Origin of the sequence: Nocardia sp. NPDC051832 (assembly GCF_040681285.1) — a bacterium.
Classification (GTDB): Bacteria; Actinomycetota; Actinomycetes; order Mycobacteriales; family Mycobacteriaceae; genus Nocardia.
This window is the reverse complement of record NZ_JBFAYL010000003.1, coordinates 748,428-769,480: the sequence shown is the minus strand read 5'-3', so window position 1 is coordinate 769,480 and position 21,053 is coordinate 748,428. Positions and strand designations below refer to the sequence as shown.

The 21,053-nt window shown below is 69.8% G+C and carries 1 protein-coding gene (only partly in view); it reads right to left on the bottom strand.

Going from position 1 to position 21,053, the window contains the following annotated elements; all coding sequences use genetic code 11:
• A protein-coding gene (locus AB0M14_RS21220; RefSeq protein WP_364997468.1) for a non-ribosomal peptide synthase/polyketide synthase crosses the window boundary here: on the bottom strand, positions 1-21,053 show its 5' portion. Its footprint begins 15,910 nt before the window's first position; 21,053 of the gene's 36,963 nt are visible here — the first part of the coding sequence; it begins with the start codon at positions 21,051-21,053; its stop codon lies beyond the left edge, outside the window.

The following is a 21,053-nucleotide window of genomic DNA, read 5'->3' as shown; positions in this document are numbered from 1 at the left end:
AGGTCGAAGCGCAGCAGGCGGTCGGCGTCGATGAGGTCGGCGGCCTCGCCGGTGCCGGTGCGATCGTGCTCGGCCCAGGCCACGCGGACGCTGTCGAGCACCAGCTGCACCGGGTTGCCCGCGTTGTCGGTGACGAACGCGGTACGCAGGTTCTCGTAGCGATCCACCAGGGCCTGCGCGGCGGCGCGCAAGCGGGCCGGGTCGACGTGACCGGTCAGGGTCAGCACCGCCTGCGCGGTGTAGACGTCCACCGAGCTCGCGGCCAAGCGGGCGTGGAACAGCAAACCCGCCTGCAGCGCGGCCAGCGGCCATACGTCGGCGAGCGCCGGGAAGCGCTGCTCCCAGTTGTCGATATCACCTTGCGTAGTACGCACCAGCCCGAAGTCGGACGGCGTGTGCCCACCGGCGTCAGCCGAATTGGCATGCCGGGCAACCGCTTCCAGCGCGGTCGTCCACAGTTCACCGAACTCGCGGACCTCGCCGGCCGCCAGCAGCGTCGACGGGTAACCGATGTTCGCGGTCAGCTTGTCGCCGACCACGATGGCGTTGATGTCCAGCGGCGCGGCGGCCGGCATGTCGGCGTCGTAGGCCCCGCCCAGCGCACCCAGCTCGGGCGCGGGGATCCAGCCGAAGCCGCGCAGCGCGTCGGGCACATCGTTGTCCGAGACCCGGCCCAGGTAGTTGAAGCTGACCTGACCGGGCAGCTGCGCGGGCAACTCGGCCGCGGTGGCTGGGTTCAAGTAGCGCAGCAGGCCGTAACCGATGCCCTTGTCCGGTACCGCGAGCAGTTGCTCCTTGACCGCCTTCACGGCCTGGCCGAGCGCCGGGCCGCCGGCCAGCGCGGCATCGATGTCGATGCCGGACAGGTCGAAGCGGACCGGGAAAATGGTGGTGAACCAGCCGACCGTGCGCGAAATGTCCGCGCCCGGAACGACTTCCTCTTCCCTGCCGTGGCCTTCGAGGCGGATCAGCAGCGCGTCCGCGGCCCGCGTGCCGAGGCGGCGGGCCCGCCACTTCGCGGTCGCCAGGGCCAGCGCGGTCAGCAGACCGTCGTTGACGCCGCCGTGGAACAGCGCGGGCACCGTGGTGAGCAGGGCCTTGGTGACCTCGGCGGACACCTCCACCTTCAGCTTCTCCAGGTGACCGGAGGTGTCGCGCGCCGGATCCAGCGGGCGCTCGGTGAGCAGCGGGTCGGGCGCGCCCGCGACCGACCGCCAGTAGTCGAGTTCGGCGGTGCGCCCGGCGCTTTCGGCCTCGCGCACCAGCGCGTGCGCCCAGGCCCGCATGGAGGTCGCGGGCGCCACGAGTTCGGGTTCCTGACCGGCGCTGAGCTGCCCCCAGGCCGCGACGAAGTCGGGCACCAGGATGCGCCAGGACACGCCGTCGATGACGAGGTGATGCGCGATCACGATCAAGCGGCCCATCCGGCTCGCGTCCGAGGGCTCCAGCCACACGAACCGGATCACCACGCCCGCGGCCGGATCCAGTCGATCCAGCGCGGAATCCAGGGCGGCCGTGGCGATCTCGACGAGTTCCTCGTCGGTCACGGCGGCGTCGAACTCGACCCGCTCGATCAGCGCGCCGACATCGACGGTGCCGGGCGCGGCCGTCTCGACGATCCACTCGTCACCGTCGCGGCGCAAACTCGCGCGCAGCATGTCGTGGCGATCGATGACCGCGCCGGCCGTCTTGGCGATACCCGCCCGATCGATGCCGATCGGCAGTTCCAGCGCCATGGTCTGGTTGAACCGGCCGAAGCCGCCCGGCCGCTCCGCCATGAACCGCACCACCGGGGTGAGTGGCATCGGGCCGACGCCCGCACCGGGCAGTTCCGCCAGCACGACCGCGGAAGCCTCGGCGGCCTCGGCGGTTTCGGCGACCGCGGCCAGTCCGGCCACGGTCCGCTGCTCGAAGACCTGCCGCGGCGAGAAAACCACGCCACGTGCCTTGGCCCGGGAGACCAGCTGAATGGAGACGATGCTGTCGCCGCCGAGCGCGAAGAACGAATCGTCCACACCGACCCGCTCCAGGCCCAGCACCTCGGCGAACACCTCGGCGATGGTCTGCTCGATCGGGGTGCGCGCCGCGCGGAAGCCGGTCTCGGCCGCGAACACGGGCTCCGGCAACGCCTTCCGGTCCAGCTTGCCGACCGGGTTCAGCGGCACCCGATCGAGCACCATGATCGACGACGGCACCATGTAGGCGGGCAACCGGGCCTCGAGCATCGCGGTCAACGCGGCGATATCGATCGAACGACCCGGCGCGGCAACGACATACGACACCAGCAGGGTGGCCCCGGCCGCGTTCTTGTGGCCCAGGGTGGCGGCGAAGTCGACGGTCTCGTGCGCGCTCAGGGCGCTGTCGATCTCGCCGAGCTCGACGCGGAAACCGCGGACCTGCACCTGGAAGTCGCTGCGGCCCACGTACTCCACCGCGCCGTCGGCGGTCCAGCGGACCACGTCACCGGTGCGGTACATGCGCGCGCCGGCGGCATACGGGTTGGCGACGAAACGGTCGGCGGTCAGGCTCGGGCGGGCGTGGTAGCCGCGCGCCAGCTGAATGCCGGAGATGTAGAGCTCGCCGGAGACCCCGACGGGTACCGGGCGCAACCGGTTGTCCAGGATCAGCGATCCGATGCCGCGGATCGGGCCACCGATCGGCATCGGATCGCCCGCGGCCAGCGGGGTGCTGATGTTGACCACCATGGCGGTCTCCGTCGGGCCATACACGTTGTGGAAGCGGCGAATAGTGCCGTCCGCCAACGGGGTAGCCCATTTCGCGATCAGCTCCGGCGAGTACGCCTCGCCGCCGACGGCCAGCAGCCGCAGGTCGTCCAGGTCGTCCGGCGCCATGGTCGCCAGTGCGGCGGGGGTGATGAAGACATGGCTGACCCGTTCGCGGCGGATCACCTCGGTCAGTTCCTCGCCGCCGTACACGCCGGTCGGCACCACGATCAGCGCGCCGCCGGGGCCGAGCGCGAGCAGCAGTTCCAGGATCGACGCGTCGAAGCTCGGGGACGCGAACTGCAGTGCGCGGCTGGTGGAATCGAGCTTGTAGTGCTCGATCTGCGCGGTCGCGAAGTTGGCCAGCACGGCGTGCGAGACCACGACGCCCTTGGGCAGGCCGGTGGAGCCGGAGGTGTAGATGACGTAGGCGGCGCTGTCGGTGCGCAGCGGACGGATCCGGTCGGCGTCGGTGATCTCGCCGCCGTCGTAGCCGTCGAGATCGAGATCTTCCAGCACCAGCCAGCGGGTGGACTGCGGCAGGTCGGCGCGCACGGCGGCGACCGTGAGGCCGATGGGCGAACCGGAATCGGTGAGCATGTGCTCGATCCGGTCGGCCGGGTAGGTCGGGTCGACCGGCACGAACGCCGCACCGGTCTTGGCGACCGCCAGCGAGACGAACCACGAATCCGTGGACCGCGGAATGCTGACCACGACCAAGTCCTCGGTGCCGAGGCCCTCGGCGATCAGCAAGCGCGCCAGGCGGTTCGAGCGCTCGTCGAGCTCGCCGTAGGACAGAGTCGTCCCCTGGTACACGATCGCGGGGGCCTGCGGGTTCCGCGCGGCGGCCGCGACCAGCAGGTCGGGCAGGGTGCGCGGGGCGATGGCCGGGCCGCCGGTACGGGCGAGCAGGTCGGTGCGCTCGGCGGTGTCGAGCACCTCGATATCGCCGACCGTGATCGCCGGATCGGCGGCGACGGCCTCGAGCACCCGCCGCAACCGCGTCGCGAATCCGGCGGCGGTCGCCTCGTCGAACAGTTCGGTCGCGTAGGTGAGCGCGAGCGTGGTTGTCCCCGAAGCGTTCTCGGCGAAGGTGAACTGCAGGTCGAAGCGGGCCACGCTCTCGTCGAGATCGAGCGCGGACACGGTCAGGCCGGGCAGTTCCAGGCTGGTGCGATCCAGGTTCTGGAAGGCCAGCGCCACCTGGAACAGCGGGTTGCGCGACTGCGAACGTTCCGGCGCGAGCAGTTCCACCAGCCGCTCGAACGGGACGTCGGCATTGCCGAAGGCGTCCAGGTCGGTGGCCCGGGCCTGATCCAGCAGTTCGGCGAAGGACTCCGAACCCTGAATTCCGGTGCGCAGCACCAGGGTGTTGACGAACATGCCGACGAGATCGTCGAGCGCCTGCTCGCCACGGCCCGCGATCGGCGAACCGATCGCGATGTCGGACGTACCGGACAGGCGGGCCAGCAACACCGCCAGGGCGCTGTGCATCACCATGAACAGCGACGCGCCCCGTTGGCGGGCGATCTCTTCCAGCGCCGCGACGAGTTCGCCGGGCAGTTCGGACTGCACCGTGGCGCCGCGATGCGAGGCGACGGCCGGTCGCGGCCGGTCGGTGGGCAGCGTCAGCTCGTCGGGGATACCAGCCAGCGCCTGCTGCCAGTAGGCGACCTGACGCGCCAGCAGCGAATCCGGATCGTCTTCGCTGCCGAGCACGTCGCGCTGCCAGAGCGCGAAGTCGGCGTACTGCACCGCCAGCGGCGCCCAGCCGGGCGCGCTGTCCTGGGTGCGCGCGGTGTAAGCGGTCATCACGTCGCGGGTCAGCGGGCCCATGGAGAAGCCGTCACCGGCGATGTGGTGCACCACCACGACGAGCACGTGCTCGTCGGCGGCGACCTGGTAGAGCCGGGTCCGCAGCGGAACCTCTTCGGCCACGTCGAACCCGACGGTGACGAACTCGGTGACCGCGGTGATCAGCTCGGCGGCTTCGACCGGCGCCGGACGCAGATCGAGTTCGATGTGCTCGGCCGGGACGATCACCTGGACCGGGCTGCCGCCGTGCTCGGGGTAGCGGGTGCGCAGCGACTCGTGCCGGCGCACCACGTCGGCGACCGCGAGCCGCAGCGCCTCGACGTCGAGCGCACCGGTCAGGCGCATGGCCAGCGGCAGGTTGTAGGCCGCCGAGGCAGTGTCGTACTTGTTGAGGAACCACATGCGCTGCTGCGCGAACGACAGCGGCACCAGGTCGTCGGACCGGCGCGGCCGCGCGACCAGCAGGGCGCGCGCGGCGCCGCCGGTATGCGCTTCCACCCGGGCGGCGAGCGCTGCCACGGTCGAGGCCTCGAACAGCGCGCGCACCGCGACGGTGGTACCGAGGGCGGCACCGATCCGGGACACCACCCGGGTCGCGATGAGCGAGTTGCCGCCGAGTTCGAAGAAGTCGTCGTCGACACCGACGCGCGGCAGATCCAGCACCTCGGCGAAGACGGCCGCGATGGTCTCCTCAACAGGCGTGACCGGCGCCCGGAACTTACGGGCCTGCACCGCGGGCGCGGGCAGCGCCCGGCGGTCCAGCTTCCCGTTGACGGTCAGCGGAATCCACTCGAGCCGCACCAGCGCGGCGGGCACCATGTAGGACGGCAGCCGCTCACCGGCGCCCGCCCGCACCACGTCGAGATCCGGCGTCGCGTCCGGTTCGGAGACGACATAGGCGACGATGCGCTGATCGCCCGGCTGATCTTCCCGCACGATCACCGCGGCCTGCGCGATACCCGGCTGGGCCAGCACGGCGGCTTCGATCTCGCCGAGTTCGATGCGGAAACCGCGGACCTTCACCTGATCGTCGGCACGGCCCAGGTATTCGAGCTCGCCGAAGCGGTTCCAGCGCGCCAGGTCACCGGAGCGGTACAGGCGCGAGCCGTCGACATCGAGCGGATTGGCCACGAACCGGGTCGCGGTCAGGTCCGGCCGGCGCAGGTAGCCGCGCGCCAATTGCGGCCCGGCGACATACATTTCGCCCGCGACGCCGACCGGAACCGGCTTGAGCCGGTGGTCGAGCACGAACACCCGCAGACCCGCGATGGCGCGGCCGACGATGCTGCCGGAGGCGGCGGCGATGGTCGCGGCGTCCAGCGCGCGGTAGGACACGTGCACCGTGGTCTCGGTGATGCCGTACATGTTGACCAGCAGCGGCCCGGTCCCCGACGCGAGGCCGTCGCCGTGGCGCGCGATCCAGTCGCTGAGCCTGCGCAATTCGAGCGCCTCGCCGCCGAACACCACGTAGCGCAAGGCCAGCGGCGCGGCCCCCGGCGCGGCGTTCCGATCCGCCTCGGCCAGCTGGTAGAACGCGGACGGCGTCTGGTTGAGCACCGTAACCCGTTCCACGCGAAGCAGTTCCAGGAATTGCTCCGGCGAGCGCGAGGTGTAGTAATCGACGACCACCACGGTGCCACCGAACAGCAGCGGGCCCCACAGCTCCCACACCGAGAAGTCGAAGGCGTAGGAGTGGAACAGCGTCCACACGTCCTCGGCGCCGAAGCCGAAGTCGCGATCGGTATTCGCGAACAGCCGCACCACATTCCGGTGCGCGACCGCGACGCCCTTGGGGCGGCCGGTGGAGCCGGAGGTGTAGATGACATAGGCGACGTGATCCGGCGACAGCGGCGCGTTGCGATCGGCGTCGGTGATCGGATGATCCTCGGCGTCCTCGACATCGCCGGTCTCCACGGCGAACCCGTCGAGCACCACGCTCGGCAGCTCGGCCGGCACGGTCACCTGGACGGTGGAGTCCAGGATGACGCTGGTCGGCCGGGAATCCGCCAAAACGTAGGCGATGCGGTCGGCCGGGTAGGTCGGGTCGACCGGCACATAGCCCGCACCCGTCTTCACCACGGCCAGCAGCGCGACCACCAGGTCCAGCGAGCGCGGCAGGATGACCGCGACCAGCGACTCCGGGCCCGCGCCGTCGGCGATCAGCCTGCGCGCCAGCACATTCGCGCGGCGGTCGAGTTCGCTGTAGGTCAGCGCCTCGTTACCGAACTTGGCGGCGGTGTGATGCGGGTGCGCGGCCACCATCTCGTCGAACAGGTCGACCAGCGTAAGTTCGGAATCCGCGAAACGTGCGGTGGCCGTGTCGGTTCCGGAGGACACCCAGCGCTGCGACACATCGAGCCGCTCGGCCTCGCCGAGCAGATCGATATCGCCGACGACGATCGCGGCATCCTCGGCGACGCTGCGCAGGATGCGCACCAGGCGATCGGCGAAGGAGGCGACGGTCTCCGGATCGAACAGTTCGGTGGCGTAGTTCCAGGACAGCGCCATCGCGCCGTCGCGGGTGCTGCCGACGGTCAGCTGCACGTCGAACTTGGCCGTGCCCGCGTCGAATTCGACGACATCGAGGTCCAGACCGGGCAGCGCGACGGTGCCCATGTCGGAGGCCGACGCGGCTTCGAAGGTGAGCGCCACCTGGAACAGCGGATGATGCGCCTGCGAGCGGGCCGGGCTCAGTACGTCCACGAGCCGCTCGAACGGCACGTCGGCGTGCGCGAACGCCGCCAGGTCGGTGCGGCGCACCTGCTCCAGCAGATCGCTGAACTTCGCGCCGAGGTCGACCTCGCTGCGCAGCACCAGGGTGTTGACGAACATGCCGACCAGGTCGTCCAGCGCGCGTTCGCCGCGCCCGGCGACCGGGGTGCCGATGGCGATGTCGGTGCTGTTGGAAAGCCTTGCGGCCCAGGTCGCGAGCGCGGCGTGCAGCACCATGAACAGGGTGACGCCGTGCGCGCGGGCGGTGTCCTCGAGCGCCTGCCGCAGTTCGGCGTCGATCGAGAAGGCGTGCAGGCCACCGGTATTGGCGGCGACCTCCGGGCGCGGGCGATCGGCGGGCAGCTCGATCTGCTCGGGCAGGTCGCGCAGCTGCTCGGACCAGTACGAGATCTGGCGCGCGGCAACCGATTCCGCGTCGCTCTCGGCGCCGAGCACCTCGGCCTGCCAGAGCGCGTAGTCGGCGTACTGCACCTCCAGCGGCGCCCAGCCGGGCGCCGCACCGCGCGAGCGCTCGGTGTAGGCGAGCACGACATCGCGCAGCAGCGGGCGCAGCGAGAAGCCGTCACCGCTGATGTGGTGCATGACCAGCACCGCGACATAGGTGCGGTCGTCCAGGCGCAACAGCTGTGCGCGGAACGGGATCTCGGTGGTGACGTCGAAGTGCACACTCGCCAGTTCGACGATGCGCGCGGACAATCCGGCCGCGGTGACCGGCTGCGCGGTCAGCTCGAAGCGCACCTCGTCGGCGGGCAGCACCTGCTGGTAGCCGGTGCCCTCCACCTCGGGGTAGACGGTGCGCAGCGCTTCGTGGCGCGCCAGCACGTCGCCGATGGCGGCGCTGAGAGCGGGCACGTCCAGGTCGCCGGTGAGGCGGATGGCGACCGGGATGTTGTTGACCGCGGTCTGGTTGTCGAACCGGTTGAGGAACCACATGCGCTGCTGCGCCAGCGACAGCGGCACCAGATCCGGGCGCGGGCGGGCGGTCAGCGGAGCCCGGCCACCCTGTCCCGCAGCCGATTCCACGCGCGCGGCCAGGGCCGCGACGTTCGCGGTCTCGAACAGCAGGCGCACCGGCACCTGGGTGTCGAGGGCCTCGCCGAGACGCGCCGCGACCTGGGTCGCGACCAGCGAGTTGCCGCCGAGGGCGAAGAAGTCGTCGTCCAGGCCGACCCGGTCCACGCCGAGCACCTCGCCGAAGACGCCGGCGACGATCTGTTCCACCGGGGTGGCGGGCGCGCGGAACTCCCGCGCCTCGAACACCGGTTCCGGCAGGGCCTTGCGATCCAGCTTGCCGGAGGCGTTGAGCGGGAACTCCTCGAGCACGAGGTAGGCGGCGGGCACCATGTAGGCCGGCAGCTGCCGGCCCAGGGTGTCCTTGACCGACTCGATGTCGATGGCCCGGTCCGGATTCGCCACCAGGTAGGCGACCAGCTGATCGCCGGTGCGCTCGTCATGGCGCACCACGACCACGGCCTGGGACACCGAACCCTGTGCGGTGAGCGCGGATTCGATCTCACCGAGCTCGATGCGCAGACCGCGGACCTTCACCTGGAAGTCGGTGCGGCCCAGGTATTCCAGTTCCCCGTTCGGGGTCCAGACCACGAGATCGCCAGTGCGGTAGGCACGTTCGCCCGGCGCGCCGTACGGATTGGCGACGAACCGGTCCGCGGTCAGGTCGGGCCGGCCGACGTAGCCGTAGGCGAGCTGTGCGCCCGCCAGGTACAGCTCACCCGGGACGCCCACCGGCACCGGGTGCAGGCGCGCGTCGAGCACCAGCACCTGGGTGTTGAACACCGGCGCGCCCATCGGCACTGAGCTGATATCGGCGTCGACGACCTCGTGGAAGGTCACTTCGACCGCGGCTTCGGTGGGGCCGTACAGGTTGTGCACGCGGGCGCCGGTCAGTTCCCGGATCCGCTGCGCGGCGGGCGCGGGCAGGCCCTCGCCCGAGCAGAACACGTGGCGCAGCGACACACAGTGCGCGGCCGCGTCCTCGTTGATGAACACGCTCAGCATGGACGGCACGAAGTGCGCGGTGGTGATCTGTTCGCGCTGGATCAGCTCGGCCAGGTAGGCGGGATCGCGGTGCCCGTCCGGCTTGGCGATGACCAGGCGCGCGCCGATCTGCAAGGGCCAGAAGAACTCCGGCACCGACACGTCGAAGGTCGACGGCGTTTTCTGCAGGCCGACATCCTCGGCGGAGAGCCCGTACTGGGCGTGCATCCACACCATGCGGTTGACGATCGCGGCGTGCGAGACCGCGACGCCCTTGGGCCGGCCGGTGGAGCCGGAGGTGAAGATGACGTAGGCCGTGTTGCCCGGGCGCAGCGGACGGTGCCGCTCGGCGTCGGTGAGCGGCGCGTCGGAGAACTCCGACAGGTCCAGTTCGTCGATGCGGACCTGACGACTCGCTGTGGCTTCCAGATCCGCGCCCGAGGTCAGGACGCAGACCGGGCGGGCGGTGTCGAGGATGTGCTCGATGCGCTCGGCCGGATGATCCGGATCCAGCGGCACGTACGCACCGCCCGCGGCCTGCACCGCGTAGACGCCGGTCAGCAGGTCCAGCGAACGCCGCATACCCAGGGCCACATACGATTCCGGGCCCACCCCGGCTTGCTTGAGCCAGCGCGCCAGGCGGTGCACCCGCGCGGCGAACTCGGCGTAGGACAGACTGGTCCCCTCGAAGGTGAGCGCGGTCGCCTCGGGCGTGCGCTCCACCTGGGCTTCGAACATCGACACCAGGGTCGCGGCGGCATCGCCGACCGGCGAGGTCAGCGCGGCGTCGACGGCGAATTCGGTGTCGTTCCACTGATGCAGCACCAGCGTGCGCTCGGCGTTGTCGAGCAGATCGAGGTCGCCGATGGTGACCGCCGGGTCGGCGGCGATGCCTGCCAGCACGCGCACGAAGCGGTCGGCGAAGGCGTAGGCGAACTGCGTGTCGAAAAGGTCGGTGGCGAAGACCAGTTCGGCGTCCATGGCCGACTCGTGGCCCGCGCCGGGCACCTCGCCGAGCGAGAGCTGCAAGTCGAATTTGGCTGTCGGCTGGTCGATCTCGAGTTCCGAGACCCGCAGGCCCGGCAGTTCCAGCGCGGTCCGGCCCAGGTTCTGGAAGGACAGCATCACCTGGAACAGCGGATGCCGGGACTGCGAACGGGCCGGGTTGAGCACCTCGACCAGGCGCTCGAACGGCAGGTCGGTGTGCGCGAACGCCTGCAGATCGCGTTCCCGGACCTGCGCGAGCAGCTCGGTGAACGACTGCGCCGCATCGACATTCGTGCGCAACACCAGGGTGTTGACGAACATGCCGACCAGGTCGTCCAGACCCTGCTCGCCACGACCGGCGGCCGGGATGCCGATGGCGATGTCCTCGGTGCCGCTCATCCGCGCGAGCAGCGCGGCGAACGCGCCGTGCACCACCATGAACAGCGTGGTCCCGTTGGCGTGCGCCACCCGGTTCAGCTCGTCGACCAGCTCGGCCGGCACCCGGAAGCGGTGCGTGCCGGCGTGATACGACGCGACGGCGGGCCGCTGCTTGGTGGACAGGCGCAGCTCTTCGGGCAGGCCGTCGAGCGCGTCCCGCCAGTAGTTCAGCTGGGCGGCGATCAGCGAGCCCGGATCCTCCTCGGAGCCCAGGGTTTCGCGCTGCCACACCGCGTAGTCGATGTACTGCACCTGCAGCGGCGACCAGCCCGGCACCGAGTCGGCGCGCCGCGCGACGTAGGCCGCCATGAGGTCGCGCACCAGCGGGCGCATCGAGAAGCCGTCCGCCGCGATGTGATGCACGACGACGGCGAGCACGTAGTCCTGGGTGGTGTCGCGCCAGCGGTGACCGCCGCCCTGCCGGGCATCGACCTGGAAGACGCGCAACCGGACCGGCGGCTGGGCGGTGACGTCGAAGCCCTCGATCGCGAAATCGTAGAGCGCGGGCGCGATTTCGCCCTCGGAGACGTAGTCGACGTCCAGCCGGGGCACCGCCTGCGAGGTGGGCAGCACCTGCTGGAAGGCGACGCCCTCGTGCGACGGGTAGATGGTGCGCAGCGATTCGTGCCGGGCGATGACGTCGGCGACGGCCTGCCGCAACGCCTCGATGTCCAGCTGCCCGTGCAGGCGCACCGCGACCGGGATATTGCTGGCGGCGGAGTCGGAGTCGAAGCGGTTCAGGAACCACATGCGCTGCTGCGCGAGCGAGAGCGGCGGGTGCTCCGGGCGCTCGACCGGGGCCAGTGCCGGGCGGGCGCCGGTGCCCGCGTGCGCCTCCAGGCGACCGGCCAGCGCGGCGACGGTCGGCGCCTCGAACAGCAGACGGACCGGCACCCGGGTGTCCAGGGCGCCGCTCAGGCGGGCGACCACCTGGGTGGCGATCAGCGAGTTGCCGCCGAGGTCGAAGAAGTCGTCGTCCAAGCCGACGGGACGCTCGGTCAGACCGAGCACCTCGGCGAAGGTGTTCGCCACGATCTGCTCGATCGGGGTGCCCGGGGCACGGAACTCGCGGGCCTCGAAGACCGGTTCCGGCAAGGCTTTCCGGTCCAGCTTGCCGTTCGGGTTGAGCGGCATGACGTCGAGTACGACGAGGGCGCCGGGCACCATGTAGGACGGCAGCAGCGCGCTCAGGTGTACGCGCAGCTCGTCCAAGTCGAGGACGGCGTCGCCCGCGGGGACGACGTAACCGACCAGCTGATCGCCGGTACGGGCGTCCGAGCGCACCAATGCCACCGACTGCGCGACGGATTCGTGTGCGGTGAGCGCGGTTTCGATCTCGCCGAGCTCGATGCGCAAGCCGCGCAGTTTCACCTGGAAGTCGGTGCGGCCGAGGTAGACGATCGAGCCGTCGGCGGTGCGGGTGACGAGGTCACCGGTGCGGTACATACGCTGGCCATTGGTCCCGAAGGGGTTGGCCACGAAGCGATCCGCGGTCAGGTCGACCCGGCCGTAGTAGCCGCGCGCCAGCTGCTCGCCGGCCAGATAGAGCTCGCCCGCGACACCGGCCGGAACCGGGTGCAGACGCGAATCCAGCACATACGCCTGGGCATTCCAGACCGGCAGGCCGATCGGGACCGCGCCCTCGACGGTCGCGGCGACCGGGGCGTGCGTGGCGTGCACGGTGAATTCCGTGGGGCCGTACAGGTTGTGCAGCTCGGCGGAGCTGACCCGGCGGATCGCCTTCACCTGATCGCCGGTGAAGGCTTCACCGGCGATGAACAGAGTGCGCAGCGACGCGAGTTTGGCCGCGCCGCCCGCGGTGTCGGCGCTGCCCGCGAAGACGGTCAGCATGGACGGCACGAACGAGGTCATGGTGACCCGCTCGGCTTCGATCACGTCCGCGAGGTACTGCGGGTCGCGATGGCCGTCCGGGCTGGCCACGACGATGCGGCCGCCGGTGGACAGCGGGCCGAACAGCTCCCACACCGACACGTCGAAGGTGGCAGGCGTCTTGAACAGCACCACATCGTCCGCACCGATGCCGTATTCGCCGGTGATCCAGCGGATCTGGTTCACCACGGCGGCATGCGGCACCGCGACACCCTTCGGGCGGCCGGTCGAGCCCGAGGTGAAGATGACGTAGGCGGGGTGCTGCGGGCGCAGCGGGGCGATGCGCTCGGCATCGGTGACCATGGCGGCGGAGTAGCCCGATAGGTCCTCGTCGTCGACCGTGAGCGTGGGCAGACCGGTGGCGCCGAACTCGTCCCGGGACGTGGTGAGCACGCACACCGGCGCCGCGGATTCCAGCACGTAGCCGATGCGCTCGGCGGGCTGATCGAGGTCCAGCGGGACATAGCCGCCGCCGGCGGTCTGCACCGCGTAGGCCGCGACGACCAGGTCGACCGAGCGGCGCAAGCCCAGGGCCACCAGGGATTCCGGGCCGACCCCGGCCGCGATGAGGCGGCGCGCCAGCCGGTTGACCCGGCTCGCGAACTCGGCGTAGGTGAGTGCGGAACCGGTCTCCGGATCCACGACCGCGACGGCGTCGGGAGTGGCCTCGACCTGGGCGGCGAACTCCGCGACCAGCGTGCCCGCGGTGTCGAAGTGGCGGCCGGTGTGGTTCCAGCCGAGCAGGGCCAGGTCCCGTTCGTACTCGTCGAGCAGGTCGATATCGCCGACCGCGACGTCCGGGTCGGCGATGATCGCCGCCAGGATCCGGTCCAGCCGGGCGGCGAAGGCCGCGACCGTGCCTTCGTCGAAAAGGTCCAGCGCATAAGAGAACTCGGCCGACATTCCGGTCGATTCGCCTTGCTCGTCCTGGATTTCCTGCAGCGTCAGCTGCAAGTCGAACTTGGCCAGGCCGGCGTCGTAGTCGATGCCGTTGATGGACAGGCCGGGCAGCTCGAGGTTGGCCTGCTTGGTGTTCTGGAACGCCAGCATCACCTGGAACAGCGGATGCCGGGCCTGCGAACGCGCCGGGTTGAGTACCTCGACCAGGCGCTCGAACGGGACGTCCGCGTGCGCGAAGGCGTGCAGGTCGGTCTCGCGGGCGGTGGCCAGCAGATCGGCGAAGCTCGCCGTCTCCTGGATCCGGGTGCGCAGCACCAGGGTGTTGACGAACATGCCGATCAGGTCGTCGAGCGCGGCCTCGCCGCGACCCGCGACCGGGGTGCCGACGGCGATGTCGTCGCTGCCCGACAGCCGCGCCAGCAGCACCGCGAGGGCGCTGTGCATCACCATGAACGGCGAGGCGTTGTACTTGCGGCCCAGTTCGATCAACGCGCGCTGGGTGTCGCCGGAGATCACGAACGGGTAGGTGCCGCCGCGGTAGCTGGCCACCGCCGGCCGGGGCCGGTCCGAGGGCAACACCAATTCGTCGGGCAGATCCGCGAGTTCGCGGGCCCAGTACGCGATCTGGTTGGAGATCAACGACTTCGGGTCCTCCTCGGACCCGAGCACCTCGCGCTGCCACAGCGAGTAGTCGGCGTACTGCACCGGCAGCGCCGACCAGGCCGGCGGCTCCCACAGTGTGCGCGCGGCGTAGGCGACCATGACATCGCGCGCCAGCGGGCCCATGGACCAGCCGTCGGCGGAGATGTGGTGCATCACCATACCGAGCACGTACTCGGTGTCGCTGATCTCGAAAAGCCGGGCGTGCAAAGGCACTTCGCTGGTGACGTCGAACGCCATCGACGCCAGGTCGATCAGGTGCTCGAACAGCGTCGCCTCGGTCACCCGGTAGGGGGTGAGATCCGGAACGATCTGCGCCGCGTCGAGGACCACCTGTACGGGGCCGCCGACGGTCTCCGGGAAGACGGTGCGCAGCGACTCGTGCCGGTCGATCACGTCGATCACCGCGACCTGCAGCGCGGCGACATCGAGTTCGCCGGACAGCCGGATCGCGACCGGGATGTTGTTGACCGCGGACTCGGTGTCGAAGCGGTTCAGGAACCACATGCGCTGCTGCGCAAGGGAAAGCGGCACTTCCTCCGGACGCTCGCGGGCCACCAGGGCCTTGCGGGCGCCGTCGCCGGCGCGCGACTCCACCCGGGCGGCCAGCGCCGCCACCGTGGAGGCGTCGAAGAGCATGCGGACCGGCACCCGGGTGTCCAGGGCGATGCCGAGACGGGAGGCGACCTGGGTCGCGATCAGCGAGTTGCCGCCGAGTTCGAAGAAGTCGTCGTCGACGCCGATGCGTGAGATGCCGAGCACCTCGCCGAAGATCTGGGCGACGATCTCCTCGATCGGGGTCGAGGGCGCGCGGAAGGTCTTGACCTCGAACACGGGCGCGGGCAACGCTTTACGATCCAGCTTGCCGGAGGCGTTGAGCGGGAACTCGTCGAGCACGACGAACGCCGAGGGCACCATGTAGGCGGGCAGTTCGCCGGCCAGCTCCAGCCGGACGGCGTCGATGTCGAGCCCCGCGTCCACCGCGACGGCGGCGGGATCGGGGATCACATACGCGACCAACTGGTCGCCGAGGCGATCATCCGAACGCACCAGCACCACAGCCTGAGCAATGGAACCCAGACCCGTCAGCGCGGCCTCGATCTCACCGAGCTCGATCCGCAGACCACGCAACTTCACCTGGAAGTCGGTACGCCCCAAGTACTCCAGCTCACCCTGAGCGGTCCAGGTGACAAGGTCACCCGTGCGGTACATCCGCTCACCACTGGCGCCGAACGGGTTCGCGACGAACCGGTCCGCGCTCAAATCCGGACGCGCCACATACCCGCGCGCCAACTGCACGCCCGCCAGATACAGCTCACCTGCGACACCCACCGGAACCGGATGCAACCGCGAATCCAGCACATACACCTGAGTGTTGAACACCGGCGCACCGATCGGCACCGACACCGTGTCCGCGACCGTGACCTCGTGATAGGTGACGTCGACAGCGGCCTCGGTCGGGCCGTACAGGTTGTGCAGCCGCGCACCGGTCATCGCCATCAACCGCTGCGCGGTGGCGGCGGGCAGCGCCTCACCGGAGGCGAAAACATTACGGAGACTGTGGCATTCGTCCGGATGCAGCTCCGCCACGAACACCGACATCATCGACGGCACGAAGTGCGCGGTGGTGACCTGCTCCTCGGTGATGACGTCGATCAGGTACGAGGGATCCCGGTGCCCGTCCGGCTTGGCGACGACCAGTCGCGCGCCGATCTGCAAGGGCCAGAAGAACTCCCACACCGACACGTCGAAGGTGGCGGGCGTCTTCTGCAACACCACGTCGGCGGCGGTGAGCCCGTACTCGGACTGCATCCACACCAGGCGGTTCACGATCGCGGCGTGCGAGACCGCCACACCCTTCGGACGGCCCGTCGAACCGGACGTGAAGATGACGTACGCGGTATTCGAATCACGCAGCGCGCCGCGGCGTTCCGTCTCGGCGATCGGGTCGGCCGAGTACTCCGACAGATCGGCGGTGTCGATCTCGATCGCGGGCACCGCGCCCGCGTCGAAGTCGTCGCGCGAGGTCGTCAGCACACAGACCGGCGCCGCGGTCTCGAGCACATAGTGGGTGCGCTCGGCCGGATGATCCGGATCCAGCGGCACATACGCGCCGCCCGCGACGCTCACCGCGTACATACCGATGACCAGTTCGAGCGAGCGGCTCATGCCGAGCGCGACCATCGACTCCGGGCCGACGCCCACCGAGATCAGATGCCGGGCCAGCTGATTCACCCGCGCGCCGAACTCGGCGTAGGACAGAGCTGTCCCCTCGAAGGTCAGTGCGGTCGTGTCCGGTGTCCGCGCGACCTGCGCCTCGAACATCGAAACCAGGGTCCCGGCGGGCACCTCGTGCGCGGTCCGGTTCCAGCCGGTGAGCACCTGAGCGCGTTCCCCGGCATCCAGGATGTCGATGTCCTGCACCTTGGATTCCGGTGCGGCGACGGCGGTTTCGAGCACCCGCAGGTAGCGGTTGGCGAACTCGGCGACGGTGCCGGCGTCGAAGAGGTCGGTGGCGTAGGAGACCACGGCGGTCATGCCCGCCGGTTCGCCCTGGCCGCCGTGCTCCTCGGTGACGGTCCACTGCAGATCGAACTTGGCGATGTCGACATCGAGTTCGTCGGCGGTGACGGTCAGCCCCGGCAATTCCAGTGTCGCGTGCGACATCTCCTGGAACGACAGCATCACCTGGAACAGCGGATGCCGGGCCTGGGAGCGAGTCGGGTTGAGCACCTCGACCAGGCGCTCGAACGGGATGTCGGCGTAGGAGAACGCCGCGAGATCGGTTTCGCGGGTGCGCGAGAGCAATTCGGTGAACGGCTGGTTGCCGTCCACGTCCGAGCGCAGCACCAGCGTGTTGACGAACATGCCGATCAGGTCGTCGAGCGCCTGCTCGCCACGGCCCGCGACCGGCGTGCCGATCGCGATGTCGCTGGTGCCCGAGAGCCGCGCCAGCAGCACCGCCAGTGCCGCGTGCATGACCATGAACAGCGAAACACCCTGTGCCCGCGCCAAAGCCGACAGCCGGGTGTGCAGCTCGGCGTCGATCTGGAAGCTCACCCGGCTGCCGTGGAAGCTCTGCATCGGCGGGCGCGGGCGGTCGGTCGGCAGATCCAGCTGGTCCGGCAGACCGGCCAATTGCCGTCGCCAGTAAGCGATCTCGCGCGCGGCCATGGAACCCGGATCGGCCTCCGAGCCCAGCAGTTCCCGCTGCCAGATGCTGTAGTCCTGGTACTGCACCGGCAGCGGCGCCCACGCCGGGGCCTCCCCCGCGGCGCGCGCCAGGTAAGCGGTGGCGACATCGCGCGAGAGCGGCCCGAACGAGAAACCGTCCGCGGCGATGTGATGCACCACGAACGCGACCGCGTGATCCGGCGTGCCGTTGGTCGAGCCGCCGGTCACCTGGTAGATCCGCACCCGGATCGGCAGTTCCCGCGACACGTCGAAGCCGGTGGCCGCGAAAGCGGTGAGCGTGGACAGCAATTCGGACTCGTCGATGGCCTGCACCGAGATCGCGAGGTTGATCTCGTCGTCGGGGACCACCTGCTGGTAGCCGCCGTCCCCGGATTCCGGGAACACCGTGCGCAGCGATTCCTGGCGTGCCATCACATCGTTGAGCGCGTCCTGCAACGCCGGAATGTCGACGTGGCCGCGCAGGCGGACCACGAACGGCAGGTTGTAGGTCGGGGCGGCCGGATCGAACTGGTTGATGAACCACATCCGCTGCTGGGCCAGCGACAGCGGCACCCGGGTGGGCAGCTGCTGGCCGACCAGCGGCGGACGCGAACCATCGGCCGGAGTGGCGTTTTCGGCGCGCGCGGCGATACCGGCGACGGTCGGGGTCTCGAACAGCGCCCGGACACCGATCTGGGTGCCGAACGCCGCGCCGATCCGCGACACCACCTGGGTGGCGACCAGCGAGTTACCGCCGAGATCGAAGAAGTTGTCGTCGATACCCAGGCGTTCCTGGGACAGCACGTCGGCGAAGATGCCGGCCACGATGTGCTCGGCCTGGGTCCGCGGCGCCCGGAAACCGGCGGCATCGGCGCTGAACACCGGATCCGGCAGCGCCCGGCGGTCCAGCTTGCCGGAGGTGTTGAGCGGGAACGCCTCGAGCACCATCACCGAGGCGGGCACCATGTAGGACGGCAGCTGCTCGGCGGCGAAGCGGGTCAGCTCGACCGGATCGATCGACTGCCCCGGCGCGGGCACGACATAGGCGACCAGTTGCTGACCCGTCGCGGTATCGACCACCAGCACCGCGGACTGGCTGACCGCGGGATGGGCCAGCGTGACGGTCTCGATCTCGCCGAGCTCGATGCGCTGGCCACGGAACTTCACCTGGAAGTCGGTGCGCCCGATGTACTCCAGCACGCCGGCGGCGTTCCAGTGCACCAGGTCGCCGGTGCGGTACATGCGAGCACCGTTGCCGGAGATCGGGTTCGCGACGAACCGGTCCGAGGTCAGGTCCGGGCGGCCGCGATAGCCGCGGGCCAGCTGCCGCCCGCCCAGATACAGCTCACCCGGGGCGCCGATCGCGGCCGGTCGCAGCCGCGAATCCAGCACGTAGACTTCGACATTCCACTCCGGGATACCGATCGGCACCGTGCTGGTGTCGGCGGCGGTGGCCTCCCAGTAGGTGACCGAGACCGCGGCCTCGGTCGGGCCGTACAGGTTGTGCAGGCCGGCGGCGGAGATCGCGCGGAAGCCCGCGGCGGTCTCCGGCGGCAGCGCCTCGCCGATCACGTACACCGCACGCAGCGTGGCGCATTGGGCCTGGGTGGCGTGCGCGACGAACACCGTCAGCATGGACGGCACGAAGTCGGTGACGGTGACGCCGTGGCGTTCGATCATGTCCGCTACGTACAGCGGATCGCGATGGCCGTCGGGGCTGGCGATGACCAGCTTCGCGCCGACCATCAGCGGCATGAAATAGCCCCACAGCGACACGTCGAAGGTGGTCGCGGTCTTCTGCAGGTAGACGTCTTCGGCGGTCAACCGGTACTCGTCGAGCATCCACAGCTCTTGGTTGACGATCGCGTGATGGGTGACCGCGACGCCTTTGGGACGGCCGGTGGAGCCCGAGGTGTAGATGACGTAGGCGGTGTTGTCCGGGCGCAGCGGCGCCAGCCGATCCGAATCGGTCACCGGCGCTTCGGAATACGCCGAGGTGTCCAGGGTGTCGATGGGCACCCGGCGCATCTGCTCGGGCAGTTCGAGATCGTCGTAGGACAGCGTCAAGACGCAGACCGGATCGGCCGACTCGAGGATGTAGGCGGTGCGATCGGCCGGGTGGTCCGGATCGATCGGCACGTAGGCGCCACCGGCCTTGAGCACGGCGTGCATGCCGATGACCAGCTCCAGCGAGCGCCGCATACCCAGCGCGACAAGCGATTCCGGGCCGACGCCGTCGGCGATCAGGAACCGGGCCAGCTTGTTGACCCGGGCGCCGAACTCGGCGTAGGTCAGCTCCTGGTCCTCGAAGACCAGGGCGGTGTGGTCCGGGGTCAGCGGGATCTGCCAGTCCAGCAGGGCCGGCAGCGTGGTGACCGGGACCTCGTGCTCGGAGTCGTTCCAATCCAGCAGGGTCTGCTCGCGCTCGGCCTCGGTCGTGACCGGCAGGCTCCACACCTTCGCCTCGGCGTCCGCGGCCAGGAAACGGTCGAAGAATTCCAGGAACCGCGCATGGTGCTGCCGCGCTTCGGCCTCGGTGTAGAGGTTCGGGTTGGTCTCGAAGTCGATGTGCGACCGCGAACCACCCTGGGAGGTATAGAAATTGACGCCCAGGTCCTCGATGGCTCCGGTGGAGAGCACATGCAGGGCGCCGGTCAGCGACCCCATGGTCAGCTCGTCGTTGAACAGCATGATGTTCACCCACGGACCGAAGAACTCCGTGGTCACCACGCCGTCGCCGGCCGAGTCGCGGCGAATGTCCTCGTGCCGGTAGCGCTGATGACGCAGCGCGCCGGAGACCTCGACAGTCACCTGCTTGAGCAGATCGCCGACCGTGGTGTCGTAGCCGAGGTGCAGGCGCAGCGGCACGATATTCGATACCGCGCCGCCGGAGCGGCGCATCGCCGCGGTGGTGCGCGCGGTCACCGGCAGGCTGAGGATCACGTCCTCGCGTCCGGTCCACTGCGCCAGGTACGCGCCGAACGCCGCCAGCAGCAGCGGGGCCGAACTCGAATCGTGCCGCGTGATCGCGGCGGTGAGCCGCTCGTTCTGCGCGTCGTTCAGCGCCGCGCTCGCGATCCCGTTCAGCGGCGCCGGGCCCGCGTTGCGGCCGGTGAGGGTGGTGCCCTCCTCCAGACCCGCCACCCGCTCGGCCCAGTGCTGCTTGTCGGACTCGAAGCGCGTGCTCTCGCGGTAGCTGATCTCGTGCTGATACAGGGTCGGCAGATCGGTCAGCTTGGGCGGCTTCGGCTCGGCGCCGGTCACGAAGGCGTGGTAGAGCTCGGCGATCCGGTTCATGTAGTTCATCGCGCCGAAGCCGTCGAGCACGATGTGATGGGCACGGGTGTACCAGAACCAGTGGTCCTCGGAGAGCCGCAGCGCGGCGGCCTTGATGAGCCGGTCGGTGGTCAGCTCGATCGGGCTGGAGTACTCCGCCCGCATCCACGCGTGCGCCGCGGCCTCGGGATCGGGCTCGCCGCGCAGATCGATGTAGGTGACGCGATCCCAGGCGCCGATGGAGTGATCGACGAACTGCACCGGCTCGCCGTCACGCTCGACGATGCACAGGAAACCCGAGCCGAACTCGTGCGAAGCGCCGACGCTGGCCCGCGTCAGCGTGTCTACGTCGAGATCACCGCGCAGATCGACATACTGGGCGATATTGATCGGCACCTGCGGATCGACGTGCTGGGCATACCAGATGCCCAGCTGCGCGGGCGACAGTGGGAAAAATTCCAC